Source organism: Tessaracoccus yangjingae (assembly GCF_055326235.1).
On sequence record NZ_JBUZNN010000004.1, the window covers coordinates 300773 to 315657 of the forward strand.

Below are 14885 nucleotides of genomic sequence, written 5' to 3' on the forward strand. Positions count from 1 at the left end.
GCCCGTGCCGCGCGGCGAGGGAGGCCGCTTGCCTCCCTTGGGGCCGTTGGGATCAGGTCTGTCCGCCATGGCTCTAGCCCCCCGTCGTCCCGGCCGCGGCCAGGTCGTCGGGCAGCTGGACCACCGGGGCCTCCGGCTCCGGCGTGACGATGGGGGCGGCCGCCGGCGGCGCCTCGGAGCGGCGACCACGGAGGAAGGGAAGCTCGTCGCCGGTCACCGGGGTGGGGACGCCGGTGACGGACCCGTCGGCGAGGTGGAGGAACGCCGGGTACGGGTTGGGCACCATGCCGAGCTGGGAGGCGCGCAGCGCCAGGGCGTTGGCGCTGGAGACCTTCTGCAGCTGCGAGGTGAGCGCCGCCTGCGTGTAGCCCAGCTCGGTGGCCTCCTTGCGCAGGCCTGCCAGCTCGCGGGACTGGGCCCCCACGGAGGTGGTCACCACCATGACGGCGGCCAGGCCGAGTGCGACGAGGAGGCCCACGATGGCGGCGAAGCCGAGGGTGGACACCCTGGCCACCGGGGTCCTGACCATCCGAAGGCGCGGGGCGGCGGTCTCGGCGGCGGTGATCGGCTGCGCGCTCATGCTGTGGCCTCCCTGATGCGAACGGCGGCCCGGAGCCGCGCTGAGGCGGCCCGGGGGTTGGTGGCGGTCTCGTCGGGCCCTGGCCGCTCGGCGCCGCGGGTCAGCAGCGCCAGTTCGGCCTTGAGGTGCTCGGGGATGACGGGCATGTCCCTGGGCGCCCGGTCGGTGGCCTTGGCGGCGAACGTGCGCTTGACCAGCCGGTCCTCCAGGGAGTGGTAGCTGAGCACCGCGATCCGGCCGCCCAGTGCGAGGGCGTCGACGGCGGCGGGCAGCACGCCCTCCAGGGCGGCGAGCTCGCGGTTGACCTCGATCCGAAGCGCCTGGAAGGTGCGCTTGGCGGGGTGGCCGCCGGTGTGCCGTGCGGCGGCGGGGATGGCCGCGGAGATGGTCTCGACCAGCCGCCCCGACCGAGTGAAGGGCTCCCGCTCCCGCCCGGCCACGACGGCGCGCGCGATCCGGTCCGCGAAGCGCTCCTCGCCGTACCACTTGAGGATCCGGGCCAGTTCGCCGGCCGGGTAGGTGTTGAGCACGTCGGCCGCGGTGGGCCCCTCGGTGGGGTTCATCCGCATGTCCAGGGGAGCGTCGACGCGGTAGGCGAAGCCGCGCTCGGTGCGGTCGATCTGCAGCGACGACAGACCCAGGTCGAGGAGGACGGCGTCCACCGTCGCGAGGCCCAGATCCGCGAGCACCTCGGGCAGCTCGTCGTAGACGGCGTGCACGAGCGTGGCCCGCTCCGCGAGCGCGCCGAGGCGTTCGCGGGCGACGGCGTGGGCGTCGGGGTCCCGGTCGATGCCGATGAGCCGCGCCTCGGGGCACGCCTCCAGCACGGCGATGGCGTGGCCGGCCAGGCCGAGGGTGCCGTCGACATAGACCGAGCCGGGCCGCTGGAGCGCCGGGCGGAGGAGCTCGACGATGCGGTCACGCATGACCGGATCGTGAACGTCTTCGTAGCCCTGCATGTATATCGACCCTTGTCCTGATGGTGTGTTGCGTGTGTCGTCGGCCTCTGCAGCCCCACCCAGTGGTTCCCTTCCGGATGTGGACCTGACACCGGGGAAGTGACGTCAGGGCCGCCGGCCGGGAGCCGCCGGGTGGGCCTGCTACAGGCGCTGGAAGGCGGCGAGCTCGTCGTCCATGCCCGAGAAGCTCTCCTCGCTCGCCTCGGAGTACTTCTGCCATGTCTCGGCGTCCCAGATCTCGGCGCGGTTCATCGCGCCGATCACCACGACGTCACGATCCAGGCCGGCGTAGTCGCGCAGGATCTGGGGAATGGTCACCCGCCCTTGCCGGTCAGGAACTTCGAAGCTGGCGCCCGCGGTCATCATGCGCTGGTAGTCGCGGACCTGCTTCACGGTGCTCGGCGCGCTCATGGCCTCGGCCATCAACGCCTCGAACGTGTCCTTGGGGTAGACGGCCAGTGCCCGCTCCTGGGTGCGGGTCACCACGAGTCCGTCCTCCAAGGCGTCGCGGAATCGCGCGGGGAGGATGAGGCGCCCCTTCTCGTCCAGCTTCGGTGTGTACGTCCCCAGAAACACGGTGTGAGCACCCCCTTCCCCTCCACAATCCATCCACTTCGCTCCATTTCGCCCCACCGTACCCCACTTCCCTCCACCTGGACACCACTTTCTGGCGTGTCGACGGGGCGTTGCGGTCTGGGAATAGGCTGGGAACGCCGTCCCGACGCCCACTTCTCAAAGGAGTCCCCGGTGAACCAGCCCGCCACCCCCTCGCTCGCCGAGGTCTCCAAGCTCGCCCGTGACATCTCCGCGGAGATGGCGCGCGTCATCGAGGGCAAGCCGCACCAGATCCGGATGGCCGTGGCGGTGCTGCTGGCGGAGGGGCACCTGCTCATCGAGGACGTGCCCGGGGTCGGCAAGACGGTGCTCGCGAAGTCGCTCGGCCGTGCCATCTCCGGCGACGTCAAGCGCATCCAGTTCACGCCGGACCTGCTGCCCAGCGACGTGACCGGCGTGTCGGTCTACAACCAGTCCACGCGGGAGTTCGAGTTCAAGCCCGGCGGCATCTTCGCCCACATCGTGCTCGGCGACGAGATCAACCGGGCCTCGCCGAAGACGCAGTCCGCGCTGCTGGAGGCCATGGCGGAGGGGCAGGTCTCCGCGGACGGGCACACCTACCAGCTGAGCGAGCCGTTCATGGTGATCGCCACCCAGAACCCCATCGAGATGGAGGGCACCTACCCCCTCCCCGAGGCGCAGCGCGACCGCTTCATGGCCCGCATCACCATGGGCTACCCGGCGCGGCAGGCGGAGGTGGCCATGCTCACCCACAACGCCGGCGGGGACCAGCTCACCGGCATCACGCCGGTCACCGACGCCGCCTCCGTCGCCGCGGCCATCCGGGCCATCCGCACCGTGTACGTGGCGCCGGTGATCAACGACTACATCGTGGCCATCGTCGAGGGCACCCGCCTCCACCCCGACCTCAGGCTGGGCGCCAGCCCCCGCGCGTCCCTGCACCTCATGCGGGCCGCGCGCGTCGAGGCCGCGCTGGCCGGCCGCGACTACGTGATCCCGGAGGACGTGCGCACCCTGGCCGTCTCGGTGCTCGCGCACCGGGTGCTGCCGACGGTGGAGGCGCAGGTGTCGCGGCGGGACCCTGAGGGCATCGTCGGTGCGATCGTGGACGCCACCTCGGCCCCGAACCGGGGCTGAGCGTTGCGGAAGCGGGGAACCCGGCTGACGGGCCGCGGCATCATGCTGCTGGTCCTGGGTGTCGCGGCCACCGTCGGCTCCAGCTACCTCGGCGAGCGGGACCTGCTGTGGCTCGCCCTGACGCTGGCGCTGCTGCCGCTGCTGGCGGCGGGCTACCTGGTGCTGGCGCGCCCCCGGGTGAGCCACGACCGGACTCTCACCCCGGCCACCATCCCCGTCGGCTCGACCACCCGCGCCGTGCTCCACGTGGCCAACCAGTCGCCGGCGCAGGCCAGCGCGCTGCGCTTCGTCGACGACGCCCCGCCGGTGCTCGGCGGAGGGGCCTCGTTCGTCATCGCCCGCGGATTCGGCCGGTGGCGCCAGGCCGTCGGGTACACGGTGGAGGCGGACCAGCGCGGACGCTTCGAGATCGGCCCGCTGCGGGGCACGGCCTCAGACCCGTTCGGCCTGGCCACCCGCACGTTCACCGCCGCCGGCACCCCCACCCTGCTGCGCGTCACCCCTCGGGTGTGGCCGCTTGGCGAGCTCACCGGCGGTGCCGGTCTGGGGGCCGCGGGCGACGCCACCCCGCAGCGGATCGGGCAGGCCGGCCAGGACGACGTGCTGGTGCGCGAGCACCGCCACGGCGACGACATGCGCCGGGTGCACTGGAAGATGAGCGCCAAGCAGGGAGACCTGATGGTGCGGCTCGAGGAGCACCCGTGGGACCCGTCGAGCACGCTGGTGGTGGACAACCGCCTCAGCGCCCACCTGGGGCACGGGCCGACGGGGAGCCTCGAGTGGGCGGTCTCGGCGGTCACCTCCATCGCCTCGCTGCTGGTGGAGGGCCGCTACCGGCTGGCCGTGGTGGCACCGTCGGGCACGGTGTTCGAGTCCGGCCACGCCGTCGGGCACGGCGCCCAGCACGCGCTGATCGAGTCCATGACGGACCTCGCGCCGTCGGAGGAGACCTGGCTGGGGAGGGCGGTGACGGACACGGAGGCGCTCACGTCGGCGGCCTCCATCGTCGCGGCCACGGGCCTGCTGACCGCGGCGGACGCGGCCGCGCTGGTCGCGGCCGGCGGGCGGGCAAGGAGCCTGGTGGCGCTGGTGCCGGACTCGCGCGCCTGGGGTGCCGCCCACGACGAGCACGACGACGCCTGCCGCATGATGCGCAACCACGGCTGGACGCTGGAGACCTACTCCCCCGGCGAGCCGGTTCCCTCGGTGTGGAAGCGGGTGTCGCGGTGAGGTTCAGCTACCACCCGTGGACCAGCGTCGTGGCCGCCGTCGCCGTCTGGCTGGGGCTGCTGCCGCTGGCCACGATGGTCACCGGCGTGGAGTACCTCGTCGAGACGGGGCTCGTGGTGGCCGCCACCGGCCTCGTCGGCCTGGGGCTGGCCGCGCTGCGGCTGCCGCGCGCGCTGGTGCTGCTGGCACAGGTCATGGCGGTGGGGGCCGTGGTGTGGTGGCGCGCCCTCGCGCTGAGCGGGGCCGGGCTGGGCCAGTCGCTCACCACCATGCAGGCGCTGGCCGCCGAGGGCGTGCTGACCATCCGCACGGGCGCCGCCCCCGTCGAGCCCACCCCGGGCCTGCTGTGGCTCATCGTGCTGCTCACCGCTTTGCTGGCGCTGGTGGTGGAGCTGCTGGTCAACGTGCTGGAGCAGCCAGCCTGGGCCGTCGCGCCGCTCGCGCTGGCCTACGGCATCGCCGGCATCACCCTCGTGGTGGACCTGTCGTTCGTCTACGTGCTGCCCGTCGTGCTGGGCTATCTCGCGGTGCTGCTGAGCGCCACCGGGCTGGCCGAACAGCTGACCGGGAAGGCCTCGCGGGTGGGCGCCTACCTGGTGTCGCGGACCCAGGTGGCCGTGGCGTTCGGGGCGGTCGCCGTGGCCCTCTCGCTGCTCATCGCCCCGCTCATCCCGATGGGCCAGAAGCAGCCGTGGAACAGCGACGGCCCGGACGGCCCGATCCAGCTGAGCGACCCGACGGTGCGCCTCGAACAGGACCTCCGGCGCCCCGCCGACAGCCCCGTGCTCACCTACCGCACCAGCAACGACCAGAGCGCCTACATGCGCACCGTCGCGCTCCCGGAGCTCACCACGGACGGGGCGCGGCTGCTGCCGATGCGGCTGTCGCGCTTCGGGATGGCCGGCGCCTACTCCTTCACTGGCGAGCGGGTGGAGGTGGACGTGGCGATGGCCGGCGTGCCCTCGGAGTACCTGCCGGCGCCGTTCGCCGTCGAGTCCCTCGACGCCGAGGGCACCTGGACCTTCGACCCGGCCACGATGAGCGTGGTGGCCTCCGGCCCGGACCGCGTGGAGCAGACGGTGGACCTCACCTACTCCGTGGTCTCCGTGGTGCCCTCCCCGTCACGCGAGGACATCGAGGCCGCCGGAGTCGGCGGCGGGGTGGACCCGGTGACGGCTCTGGTGCCGGACGGGCTGTCCCCGGGCGTCGCGGAGCTGACCGCCGAGGTGGTGGCAGGCTCGGCGACGGCCGGACAGAAGGCCCTGGCCATCCAGGAGTTCCTGCGCTCGTCGGCGTTCGCCTACTCGCTGGACGCGCCGCCCTCCATCGCCACCGACGCCATCAGCTCCTTCCTCCTCGACGCCCGCGCCGGCTACTGCGTGCACTTCGCCGCCGGGATGATCACCATGGCCCGCATCGAGGGCATCCCCGCCCGAATGGCCGTGGGGTTCGCGCCCGGCGAGCGGCTCGAGGACGGCTCGTTCCAGGTCACCTCGCACGACGCGCACGCCTGGCCCGAGCTGTTCCTCGACGGGCTGGGCTGGGTGCCGTTCGAGCCCACGCCCGCGTTCGACGGCCCGCCCGAGTACACCGACCCGGCGGCCCAGCCGTCGGCGAGCGCGTCCCCCTCGGCGACGCCGAGCCCGTCGCTGCCCACCACGGCGCCCTCCGCGCTGCCGTCGGAGCAGCCGCTGCCCACGCTCCAGCCCACCGCCCCCGGAGGCTCCGGCAGCCTGGGCTGGCTGGGCTGGCTGGGCGCCGGCTTGGGCCTGGCCCTGCTGGCCGCCCCCGCCGTCGTCCGCCTGATCCTGCGGTCCTGGAGGCTGCGGGGCGGGCAGGAGGCGAGGGTCGCGGCAGGCTCGGCGTGGACCGAGGTGGAGGCCCTGTTCCACGACTACCGCCGGCCGTGGCCCGACGGCTCCCCCGGGCCGGTGTCGTTGGCCGCCGAGCTGCCGGCCAACGGGGCCACCGCGCTGCGGGAGCTCGCGCACACCGTCGAGGTGAGCCGGTTCTCGCGTGAGGCCGCGGATCCCGGACGACTTGCTGCGCAGGTGCGGGCCGTGCGCGCCTCGCTGTGGGCCGACTCGTCGGCCCTCACCCGGGCCGCGGCGGTCCTGCTGCCGGCCTCATTCTGGCGCCTCCGCCGCTGACCCCCCGCCCCTCCCCGTGGCTTGAGCCGGACACGGCTCTCGCGGGGCAGGGTTGAGCCGGACACGGCTCTCGCGGGGCAGGGTTGAGCCGGATTTCGGGCTGAACCCCCGAAACGGGCAGTTTGATCGTTCCAAGGCCCGTTGAGACCAGGCTCAGGCTCAATGAGCTTCCCCCGCGCCGCACGAGTCTGCGAGGGGGTTTCAGCGCGGTTGACCCGGCGCATAGACTGGGACAAAGGTCGACGAGGGAGAACCAATGGCGCTTTCGGAGCAGGAACGCAAGCTGCTTGAACAGCTCGAGGCGTCCCTCATGGCCGAGGACCCGAAGCTCGCGGACACGCTGAGCGGGTCGTCGACCATCCGCATCCATCGCCGCCGCGCGGCGATCTCCGGGCTGGGGTTCATCGTCGGGGTGGTGGTGCTGCTCGTGGGCGTCCAGGTGCATCCCGCGGTGAGCGTGCTCGGCTTCCTGCTCATGCTCGGCGCGGCGCTCATCGGCATCAACTCGTGGCGCAGGGTGGGAGACGACGGCGGCCAGCCGAGCAGGCGCGGCCCGTCTGCGCCGAAGCCCAGCTCGTCGAACCCCTCGCAGGACTTCATGGACAAGCTCGAGGAGCGCTGGCGCCGCCGCCAACAGGGCGACCTCTGAGCCGTCCCCGTCAGGGATGATCGCCGTCACCTCGCCGGTGGTCCACCCGACGCTGCCACGCACGTTCCCTCGTCGTCCTCGCCGGCTGGCGACGCCCCCGGTGCCCGCTCAGGACGCGGCGCGCCCGTCCGCCCTGGTGTTCGCCGCCAGCCACCCCAGCAGCCCCACCAGCTGATCCGGCTCGGCGCCCTCGTCCTCGGGGTGCCACTGCACGGCCAGCACGGGGCGGTCCGGGTCCTCGATGCCCTCGACCACGCCGTCGTGGGTGGCCCACGCCGTGGCCCGCAGGCCCTCCCCCAGCCGCTCGACGCCCTGATGGTGCGAGCTGCGCACCGTCAGCCGCCGGCCGGGCAGCGCCGCCGCCAACCGTGACTCCGCCTCCACGTCCACGAGGTGCTCCCGCATGCCGTGCTGCCCGTCCGGCAGGCGGTGGGTGGGGGCGGTGAGCAGGTGCGGCGACAGGTCACCGCCATAGGCCACGTTGATCAGCTGCATCCCCCGGCAGATCCCCAGCAGCGGGCGCCGGTCCGCCCGGCACGCCTGCACGACGGCGATCGAGCGCCGGTCCGCGGTGCCGAGGTGGTCCCCCGACCCCGGGTACTCGTGGCGCCCCTTGTACATGCGGGGGTCCACGTCGTGGCCGCCCAGCAGCACCACCGCGTCGGCTGCGGCCAGCGCCGAGTGCCACACGTGGTCCCCGCAGTCCTGCATGCCGATGAGGGTGGTCTGCCAGCCCTCCTCGTCCGCGACCGCGACCGTCCGGTCCGCCAGGTCCACGAGAAGTTCGCCGAAGTGGCCCGGCTCGTAGCGGGACGCCGGGGCGATGACAAGGAGCTTCATCTGCCCCATCGTGGCCAATGACCGTTGCGAATGTGTATCAGGTCTGGATCAGGCGTGGATCAGTTCGCTCTCTTCCTGCCGGGCGGGGCCGCCGCGACGGGTGAGCCGCGCCCGCTGCACGGCGTGGGGCCCGAACCGCAGCACCGCCTTGTCGATGGCCTCCTCCGCCTCCCCCCAGCCGCGCGCCGGCTCGTCGAGGGCGGGCTGCTGGTAGGTGGCGGCCTTCGGCACCAGCTTCTCCATCCGCACCCCCACCCGTCGGATGCGGGCACGCTGCAGGTTGAGCCTGGTGAACAGGCGCATCGCCTCGGCGTAGATGTCGTTGGTGCGGTCCGTGTGGGCGGCGATCGTGCCGGTGCGGGTGAGGGTGGTGAAGTCCGCGAACCGCACCGACAGCGTCACCGTGCGCCCCACCATGCCCTGCGCCCGCATCCGCGAGGCGGTCCGGTCCGCCATGCGCAGGATCTCCGTGGCGACCACCGCCGCGTCGTCGGTGTCCAGCGCGAACGTCTCCTGCGAGCCGACGCTGTGCTCGGCCGGCTCCCGGGCCAGCACCGAGCGGTCGTCGCGACCCCAGGCCAGGTCGAACAGCAGCGCGCCCTGCCCGTCGCCCAGCGCGCGCTGCAGGGTGGCGCGGGGCGTGTTGGCGATGTCGCGCACGGTGCTCAGGCCGAGCCGGTGCAGCCGCGCCGCCGTCGCCTCCCCCACCCCCCAGATGGCCTCCACCGGCAGCGGGTGCAGGAAGGCGATCACCTCGTCGGCGCGCACCCGCACGAGCCCGTCCGGCTTGGCCTCCTTCGAGCCCAGCTTGGCGATGAACTTGCTGGGCCCGATCCCCATCGAGCACGGCACCCCCTGCTCGTCCATCACCTGGGCGCGGAGCCGCTCCCCGATGGCCACCGGATCCCCGCCGAGGCGGCGCAGCGCCGTGGTGAGGTCGATGAACGCCTCGTCGATGGAGGCCATCTCCACCTTGTCGGTCACCGTGTCGAAGATCTCCCGGATGCCGGCGGAGACCGCCGAGTAGTGGTCGAAGTCCGGGTGGACGACGGCCACCTGCGGGCACAGCCGCCTGGCCCTGCTCGACGGCATGCCCGCCCCGATCCCGAACCTGCGGGCCGGGTAGTTGGCCGACAGCACCACCCCGCGGGTGAAGCCGCCGACGAACATCGGCACCTCGCGCAGCTCCGGGTGCCGGGCCATCTCCACCGAGGCGTAGAAGGCGTCCATGTCCACATGGGCGATGACTCTCATCTCACCTCCCCGAGCTTCCCGGGCTGGAGTGCCACAGCTTGCGCGGGGCCTCGGCCGCGCCGGTGCCCGCCGGCTTGATGTCGGCGTAGGGCGACTGCCTGAACCCGCTGGCGTGCACCAGCACCCGACGGCGCCCCATGCCGCCCGCCCGGGTGTGCTCCTGCGGGTCCGGCGGGGGCTCGTCGTCCGTGGGCCCGCCCCGGCCGCCCGTCTGCGGGGGCGAGGGCGTGGGCGACGGGGCCGCGTGCCAGTGCCCGACCAGGGAGTAGCCCACGGGCACCTCGTCGATGATGGCGGCCACCGCCGCGACGGCCTCAGCCTCCGTCGCCCCCTCGGCAAGCGCCGCGCGCCAGGCCTCGTCGAGCCGGCCGAGGTCCCAGCAGCCGGTGGCGCGGATGGAGACCCCGCGCGGCCCGGTGCGGCGGACCTTGCCGCGCACCAGCACCATCCAGGAGGCGAACACCGTGGCCGCGTACGGGCCCTGCGCGTCCTCGAAGAAGGTGGCGTCCACCGGGCCGGTGGAGTCGTCGAGGGTGAGGAAGATCACGCGCCGCCCCGAGCGCACCGGCGGCGTCTGCGTGGCCACCTTCACCCCCGCGACGAGGATCTCGGCCTGGTTGCGCTGCTGCAGCAGGGTGCGCGAGCTGGTGGCGCCCAGCGCCCGCAGCAGGGGGAGGTAGCGCTCCATGATGTGGTGGCTGACGTCCAGCCCGAGGATCTCCAGCTCCGCCTTCAGCCGCTGCTCGTCGTCCATCTCCGGCAGCCCGGTGACGGGGACGTCCGCGGTGGGCTCCGCCTCGCCGTCGCCGAAGTCCAGCGCGCCCTGCACGGCCTGCGGCGAGTGGCCCACCCGCTGCCGCTGCGCCCGGGCGAGCTCACCCGGGTCTGCCGCTGCGGAGGTCCTCCGGCGTCCCTTCGCACGCGACACCGCCCGCTCGTCCGCCCGCCGCTCCCGGTGCAGGTCCGCCAGCGCCAGCAGCAGGTCCCGGCGGGTCACCTGGCCGCGACGCTTGACCGGGGCGTGCCGCCCGATGCGGTAGAGGGCGTCGAACGCGCCGGCCAGGATCAGCCGCTCGACGACGGGCTCGGCCACCCGGGCCCGCGCCCAGAAGTCCGACAGCGACGCGTAGGGCTGCCCTGCGACGATGCGCTCCATCTCCGCCTCGGCGATGCCCTTGACGTCGGCCAGCGAGAGGCGGATGCCCCAGCCGTCGACCTGCGGCAGCCCGTCCGAGGTGGGCGGGGCGCCGATGGCGAGGTGCTCCGGCAGCGCCATGGGCTCCTCCCCTGCCCCGTCGGCCAGGGCCTCGGCGCGGTACTGGGCGGTGCTGCGGTTGACGTCCAGGCCCAGCACCGCGATGTTCATCCGCCGCGCCTCCTCCAGCAGCAGCCGCTTGGGGTACATGCCCGGGTCGTGGGTGAGGATGCCGGCGAGGAAGTGCGCCGGGTAGTAGCGCTTCAGCCACGCCGACTGGTAGGTGGGCAGCGCGAACGCCGCCGCGTGCGCCTTGCAGAACCCGAACGAGGCGAACGACTCGAGGATGCCCCAGATCTCGGCGATGAGCGCGTCGTCGTAGCCGCGGGCGGCCGCCTTGGGCCAGAACCACTCCTTGACCTGCGCCTGGCCCTCCTTGTCCCCCAGCGCCCGGCGCACCTCGTCGCCCTGGGCCAGGGTGCAGCCCGTGGCGATGGAGATGATCTGGATGATCTGCTCGTGGAACACCACCACGCCCTGGGTCTGTTCGAGGGCCGGGATGAGGCTGGGGTGCAGGTACTCGGGCTCCGCCCAGCCCTGCCGCGCCTCGAGGAACGGGGTGATCATGTCCGACTTCACGGGGCCGGGGCGGAAGAGGGAGATGTCGACGATGAGGTCGTGGAAGGTCTCGGGGCCGAACTTGCCCACCAGCTCCCGCTGGCCCGGAGACTCGATCTGGAAGCAGCCGAGCGTGGCGCGGTGGGCGATCATGTCGTAGACCGCCGGGTCGTCGAAGGGGTCCAGCTCGTCGATCAGCGCCGGCGGGCCGGCGGGCGAGGTGCGCCGGATCTCGTCCAGCGCGTGCGACATGGCCGACTGCATCCGGATGCCGAGCACGTCCAGCTTGAGCAGGCCCAGGTCCTCCACGTCGTCCTTGTCGAACTGGCTCATGGGGTAGCCGCCGAAGCTGGCCTCCAGCGGGGTGCGCTGCCCGAGCGACGAGTCGCTGAGGATCACGCCGCAGGGGTGCAGGGCGATGTGCCGGGGCAGGCCGTCGAGGGACTCGACCAGGGAGAACAGCACGTCCAGCCGCTGCTCCCCCAGGCCGGCGGCGCGCAGCTCCGGCAGATCCCGCAGCGCGGCTCGGGCGTCGCGGGCGCGGATGTGCGGGAACGCCTTGGCCATGGCGTCGATCTCCACCGGCGGCAGGCTGAGGGCGGCCCCGACGTCGCGGACCGCGTGCCGCACCCGGTAGGTCTCGATCATGGCCACGCACGCCACGCGCTGGCCGCCGAACGTGGCCAGGATCTTGTCGTAGACCTCCGTGCGACGGGCCGATTCGACGTCCAGGTCGATGTCCGGCAGCGCCACCCGCAGCGGGGAGAGGAACCGCTCCATGATCAGGCCGTGCCGGATGGGGTCCACCCCGGAGACGCCGAGCGCGTAGTTGACCAGGCTGCCGGCGCCGGAGCCGCGGGCGGCGCAGCGGATGCCGAGGCCCCGGATGAGGCCCACCACGTCCGCGACCGTGAGGAAGTAGGACTCGAACCCCAGCTTGCCGATGACGGCCAGCTCGTCGTCGAGGCGCCCGGTGACCTCCGCGGTGAGGGCGCCGTAGCGCTGCGCCAGGCCCGCCTCGCAGCGGGCGCGCAGCACCGAGGGCGCCAGCTCGACGGTGGTGCCGAGCGTCTCGAACTCGGGCAGCCTGATCTCCCCCAGGCCGACGTCTCCGACGGGGTCCAGCCGGCAGCGCTCGGCGAGGTGCCGGGTGGCGCGCAGCAGGGCCGCCCCGTCCGGCTCCCCGGCGAGGCGGGCGGCCTCGTCGGCCGCGGCCCGCATGGCCTCCCCCGGCTTGAGGTAGCCCTCGGCGTTGCGCCTGTCGATGGTGCGCACGTCCAGCGGGGCCAGCCGGCGGGCGGCGTCGAGCACGTCCGCGGTGGCGGCCTGCTCCCGCCGCGCCATCCGCACCGCGTTGGTGAGCACGACGGGGACCGCGAGCCTGCGCGCCAGCCGGATGGTGCCCGCGGCCTGGTGCGCCGACCCGGCCCCGCGGCCGCCCGTCTGATGGTTGGTGGCGGCCAGCACCAGAGCGGTGCCCAGCTCCGCGCGCCACCGTCGGGCGGCAGCCTCAGCCAGGTCCGGGCGGTCCGCGGCGAGCGCCTCGCCCACCTCCGAGTCCGCGCCGAGCAGCACCACCGCGTCCCGCCCGGCGCAGTGCCGCACGATGAGCTCCAGCGAGACCGCCGGATCCCCGCGCTCTCCCGTGAGCTGGGCGGCGGTGATGAGCTCGCACAGCGTGGCCCACCCCGCCCTGGAGGTGGCCAGGACGACGGCGCGCGGGAGCCGCTCGTCGCGCAGCTGGCCGCCGCGGGCCGCGGTGGGGCGCCTCCCGGCCCGCCACCCCTCCGGGCGCACGGCCAGGTCCACCCCGACGATGGGCGCGACCCCCGCCTTCAGGCAGGCCTTCGCGAACCGCACCGCGCCGTAGAGGCCGCCGCGGTCCGTGATGGCCAGCGCGTCCATGCCGTGGCGCACCGCCTCCGCCACGAGCTCGCCGGGGTGGGAGGCGCCGTACTGGAAGGAATAGCCCGAGGCCACCCGCAGGTGGACGAAGTCCGACATCAGTCGAACACCGCCCGGAGCACCCAGTCCTCTGAGTCCACGGTGCGCGTCAGCTCGTAGACGCCGCGGTGCCGCCCGTTGCCGGCCTCCACCCGCCACACCTCCTGCTCGGCGAGCAGGTCCCCCTGGGTGGGCGCCACCTCCTCGCCCCGCGCGGCGCGGACCTGGCGGCCCGTCCACCACGGCGTGGCGCGGCTCCAGCGGCCCTGGACCTCCTTGACCAGCAGCAGCCGGTCCCGCCAGATGAACTGGCGCGGCTCGTCGCGGAACAGCACGTGGATGGGTTCGTGATAGGTGCGCATGGGTGCCTCCCGGGGATCCGTGGTGTGTGCGATTCGACCCGGGAGCCCAGGGCCCGGCTCAGGGGTCGAGGCTGAGCCGGGGCCTGGGCGGCCCATACCGCGGCGGCCTGCTCAACCAGAGCTTCCCCGAACTAATCGAACAGGCGTGCGGTAGTAACTACTATATGCCTCCCCTCCGACAGAACGTCAAGCCCTCCGGTGGGCCGATTCCCCACCGGTGATTCCGCGCCGCACGCCGGGGCCTCGAGGCAATACCCTGGGCCGCATGCTCACGATCCGAGGCGGCACGCTGGCCGGCATGGCCTGCGCCGCGCGGCTGGCGAAGCTGGGCCACGAGGTGCGCCTCGACCTGGCCGGCGGGCCCCTCGGGGGGCGCTGGGCGGCGGAGCGCGGGACGCTTCCCCCCGTCGTCACGCTGCCCGCCACCTGGCGGGACCTGTTCAAGAAGACGGGCCGCCCGCTGGAGGCCGAGCTGGCCCGCGCGGGCATGGCGCTGGTGGAGGCTCCGCCCGCCGTCCACCGGTTCGACGACGGCGCGGAGCTGGCGCTGCCCACCGAACGCGGGCGGCAGTTCGCGGTGCTGAGCACCAGGTACGGCGAGGGTGTCGCGGGGCGGTGGCGGGACCTCCTCGACTCCCTCGACGACGCCTGGCTGGCCGCGCGCCGGTTCGGGGTGGAGCGGCCGGACGCCCCCCGCACCGCCGCGGACCGCCGGGCGCTGCTGCTGGACCGCACGCTCGCCGATGTCGCGGACAGGGCGGGGCATCCCCACCTGGCGCGGATCGTGCTGGACCTGGCGCCGGTGGCCGGCACGGGGTCGCGGCGGGCGCCGGGGCTGCTGGCCACCCGACTGGCGGTGGAGCGCACGTTCGGGCGGTGGCAGGTGGTCGACGACGCCGGCCGCGCGCAGCCCGGGGGCAGGCTGATCGAGGTGCTCGAGGGGCGGCTGGCCACGCGCCGGGTGGAGATCGTCGACGGGGCGGGGGACGGGCCCGCCGTCGACTGCCTCCCCCGTCGGCCCCGGTGGGCGCGGGCCGCGCGGGCGCCCGCCGTCGGGCAGGCGGAGACCGATGTCGCGGCCGGCGGCGCGGCGGAGACGGTGGACCACACCGGCCCAGCGCCGGTGCTGGGCTGGCGGATCCCCGGCCGGGAGTTGACGTGGGACTACCGGCGGGCGCGGCCCGACATCGCGTGGGGCGTGGAGCCGGCGTCGGCGCGGGCCTGGACCCGGCGGCCGCCCGTGGTCGCGGGGACGCCGGCCGCGTCGTCGTGCTCACCAGCAGGTCCGGAGCCCTGGGCCGAACTCGCCAGCGCAGCGCTGGCGGTCTACGAGCTGCACGAGCGCCTCACCGGCGAGGACGCGCGCCCCACGAACCGGGCGCGGCGGTAGG

The 14885-nt window shown here is 74.0% G+C and carries 12 protein-coding genes; 5 read left to right on the forward strand and 7 right to left on the reverse strand.

Translation table 11 applies throughout. The features are described 5' to 3' along the window. Nucleotides 1-73 precede the first annotated feature (73 nt). The 3 genes from ftsL to mraZ form a co-directional block, all read right to left on the reverse strand. Nucleotides 74-580, reverse strand: coding sequence for a cell division protein FtsL (gene ftsL / locus ACZK5D_RS08540; RefSeq protein WP_458994346.1), 507 nt, complete (start codon nt 578-580; stop codon nt 74-76). Continuing rightward, entirely contained in the window at nt 577-1539 is a 963-nt protein-coding gene (rsmH, locus tag ACZK5D_RS08545; protein ID WP_463664958.1) for a 16S rRNA (cytosine(1402)-N(4))-methyltransferase RsmH, read from the reverse strand. The genes ftsL and rsmH overlap by 4 nt, the downstream gene beginning before the upstream one ends. A 141-nt stretch (nt 1540-1680) precedes the next feature. Further along, nucleotides 1681-2115 carry a division/cell wall cluster transcriptional repressor MraZ gene (gene mraZ, locus ACZK5D_RS08550; RefSeq protein WP_458994348.1) on the reverse strand — a complete coding sequence of 145 codons (435 nt, stop codon included), beginning with the start codon at nt 2113-2115 and terminating at the stop codon, nt 1681-1683. 237 nt (nt 2116-2352) lie between these two features. On the opposite strand from mraZ, the gene ACZK5D_RS08555 reads away from it, so the two are divergent. The 4 genes from ACZK5D_RS08555 to ACZK5D_RS08570 all read left to right on the forward strand — a co-directional run bounded on the left by ACZK5D_RS08555 (nt 2353) and on the right by ACZK5D_RS08570 (nt 7281). Next, nucleotides 2353-3252 (forward strand): AAA family ATPase, encoded by a 900-nt coding sequence (locus ACZK5D_RS08555; protein WP_463665005.1) that lies wholly within the window; start codon nt 2353-2355, stop codon nt 3250-3252. A 3-nt stretch (nt 3253-3255) separates the two neighbouring features. After that, nucleotides 3256-4482 (forward strand): DUF58 domain-containing protein, encoded by a 1227-nt coding sequence (locus ACZK5D_RS08560; protein WP_463664959.1) that lies wholly within the window; start codon nt 3256-3258, stop codon nt 4480-4482. Further along, nucleotides 4479-6632 (forward strand): transglutaminase TgpA family protein, encoded by a 2154-nt coding sequence (locus tag ACZK5D_RS08565; protein WP_463664960.1) that lies wholly within the window; start codon nt 4479-4481, stop codon nt 6630-6632. Before ACZK5D_RS08560 ends, ACZK5D_RS08565 begins: the two co-directional genes overlap by 4 nt. Nucleotides 6633-6888: 256 nt before the next feature. Then, nucleotides 6889-7281 carry an SCO2097 family morphological protein gene (locus ACZK5D_RS08570; protein ID WP_463664961.1) on the forward strand — a complete coding sequence of 131 codons (393 nt, stop codon included), beginning with the start codon at nt 6889-6891 and terminating at the stop codon, nt 7279-7281. 108 nt (nt 7282-7389) lie between these two features. On the opposite strand, the gene ACZK5D_RS08575 is transcribed toward ACZK5D_RS08570, so the two are convergent. From ACZK5D_RS08575 to ACZK5D_RS08590, 4 genes are read right to left on the reverse strand one after another with little or no spacing between them, the layout of a single operon-like run. Continuing rightward, on the reverse strand, nt 7390-8121 hold the full coding sequence (locus tag ACZK5D_RS08575; protein WP_458994352.1) for a gamma-glutamyl-gamma-aminobutyrate hydrolase family protein: 732 nt from the start codon (nt 8119-8121) through the stop codon (nt 7390-7392). A 48-nt stretch (nt 8122-8169) separates the two neighbouring features. Continuing rightward, the gene (gene dinB / locus ACZK5D_RS08580; RefSeq protein ID WP_463664962.1) at nt 8170-9375 is read right to left on the reverse strand and encodes a DNA polymerase IV; all 1206 of its coding nucleotides are present in this window, start codon (nt 9373-9375) and stop codon (nt 8170-8172) included. A gap of 1 nt (nt 9376) precedes the next feature. Further along, a complete protein-coding gene (locus ACZK5D_RS08585; RefSeq protein WP_463664963.1) occupies nt 9377-13192 on the reverse strand; it encodes a DNA polymerase III subunit alpha in 3816 nt (1271 codons plus the stop codon). After that, nucleotides 13192-13494 (reverse strand): DUF6504 family protein, encoded by a 303-nt coding sequence (locus ACZK5D_RS08590; RefSeq protein ID WP_463664964.1) that lies wholly within the window; start codon nt 13492-13494, stop codon nt 13192-13194. The genes ACZK5D_RS08585 and ACZK5D_RS08590 overlap by 1 nt, the downstream gene beginning before the upstream one ends. Before the next feature lie 265 nt (nt 13495-13759). Here ACZK5D_RS08590 and ACZK5D_RS08595 point away from each other — a divergent pair, with 265 nt between their 5' ends. Further along, entirely contained in the window at nt 13760-14884 is a 1125-nt protein-coding gene (locus ACZK5D_RS08595) for a phytoene desaturase family protein (RefSeq protein ID WP_463664965.1), read from the forward strand. Nucleotide 14885 lies beyond the last annotated feature (1 nt).

Coding starts and splice junctions, on each gene's coding strand:
- ftsL (WP_458994346.1), bottom strand. CDS start 580: ATGAGCGCGCAGCCGATCACCGCCGCCGAGACCGCCGCCCCGCGCCTT.
- rsmH (WP_463664958.1), bottom strand. CDS start 1,539: ATGCAGGGCTACGAAGACGTTCACGATCCGGTCATGCGTGACCGCATC.
- ACZK5D_RS08555 (WP_463665005.1), top strand. CDS start 2,353: ATGGCGCGCGTCATCGAGGGCAAGCCGCACCAGATCCGGATGGCCGTG.
- ACZK5D_RS08570 (WP_463664961.1), top strand. CDS start 6,889: ATGGCGCTTTCGGAGCAGGAACGCAAGCTGCTTGAACAGCTCGAGGCG.
- ACZK5D_RS08575 (WP_458994352.1), bottom strand. CDS start 8,121: ATGAAGCTCCTTGTCATCGCCCCGGCGTCCCGCTACGAGCCGGGCCAC.
- dinB (WP_463664962.1), bottom strand. CDS start 9,375: ATGAGAGTCATCGCCCATGTGGACATGGACGCCTTCTACGCCTCGGTG.
- ACZK5D_RS08585 (WP_463664963.1), bottom strand. CDS start 13,192: ATGTCGGACTTCGTCCACCTGCGGGTGGCCTCGGGCTATTCCTTCCAG.
- ACZK5D_RS08590 (WP_463664964.1), bottom strand. CDS start 13,494: ATGCGCACCTATCACGAACCCATCCACGTGCTGTTCCGCGACGAGCCG.
- ACZK5D_RS08595 (WP_463664965.1), top strand. CDS start 13,760: ATGCTCACGATCCGAGGCGGCACGCTGGCCGGCATGGCCTGCGCCGCG.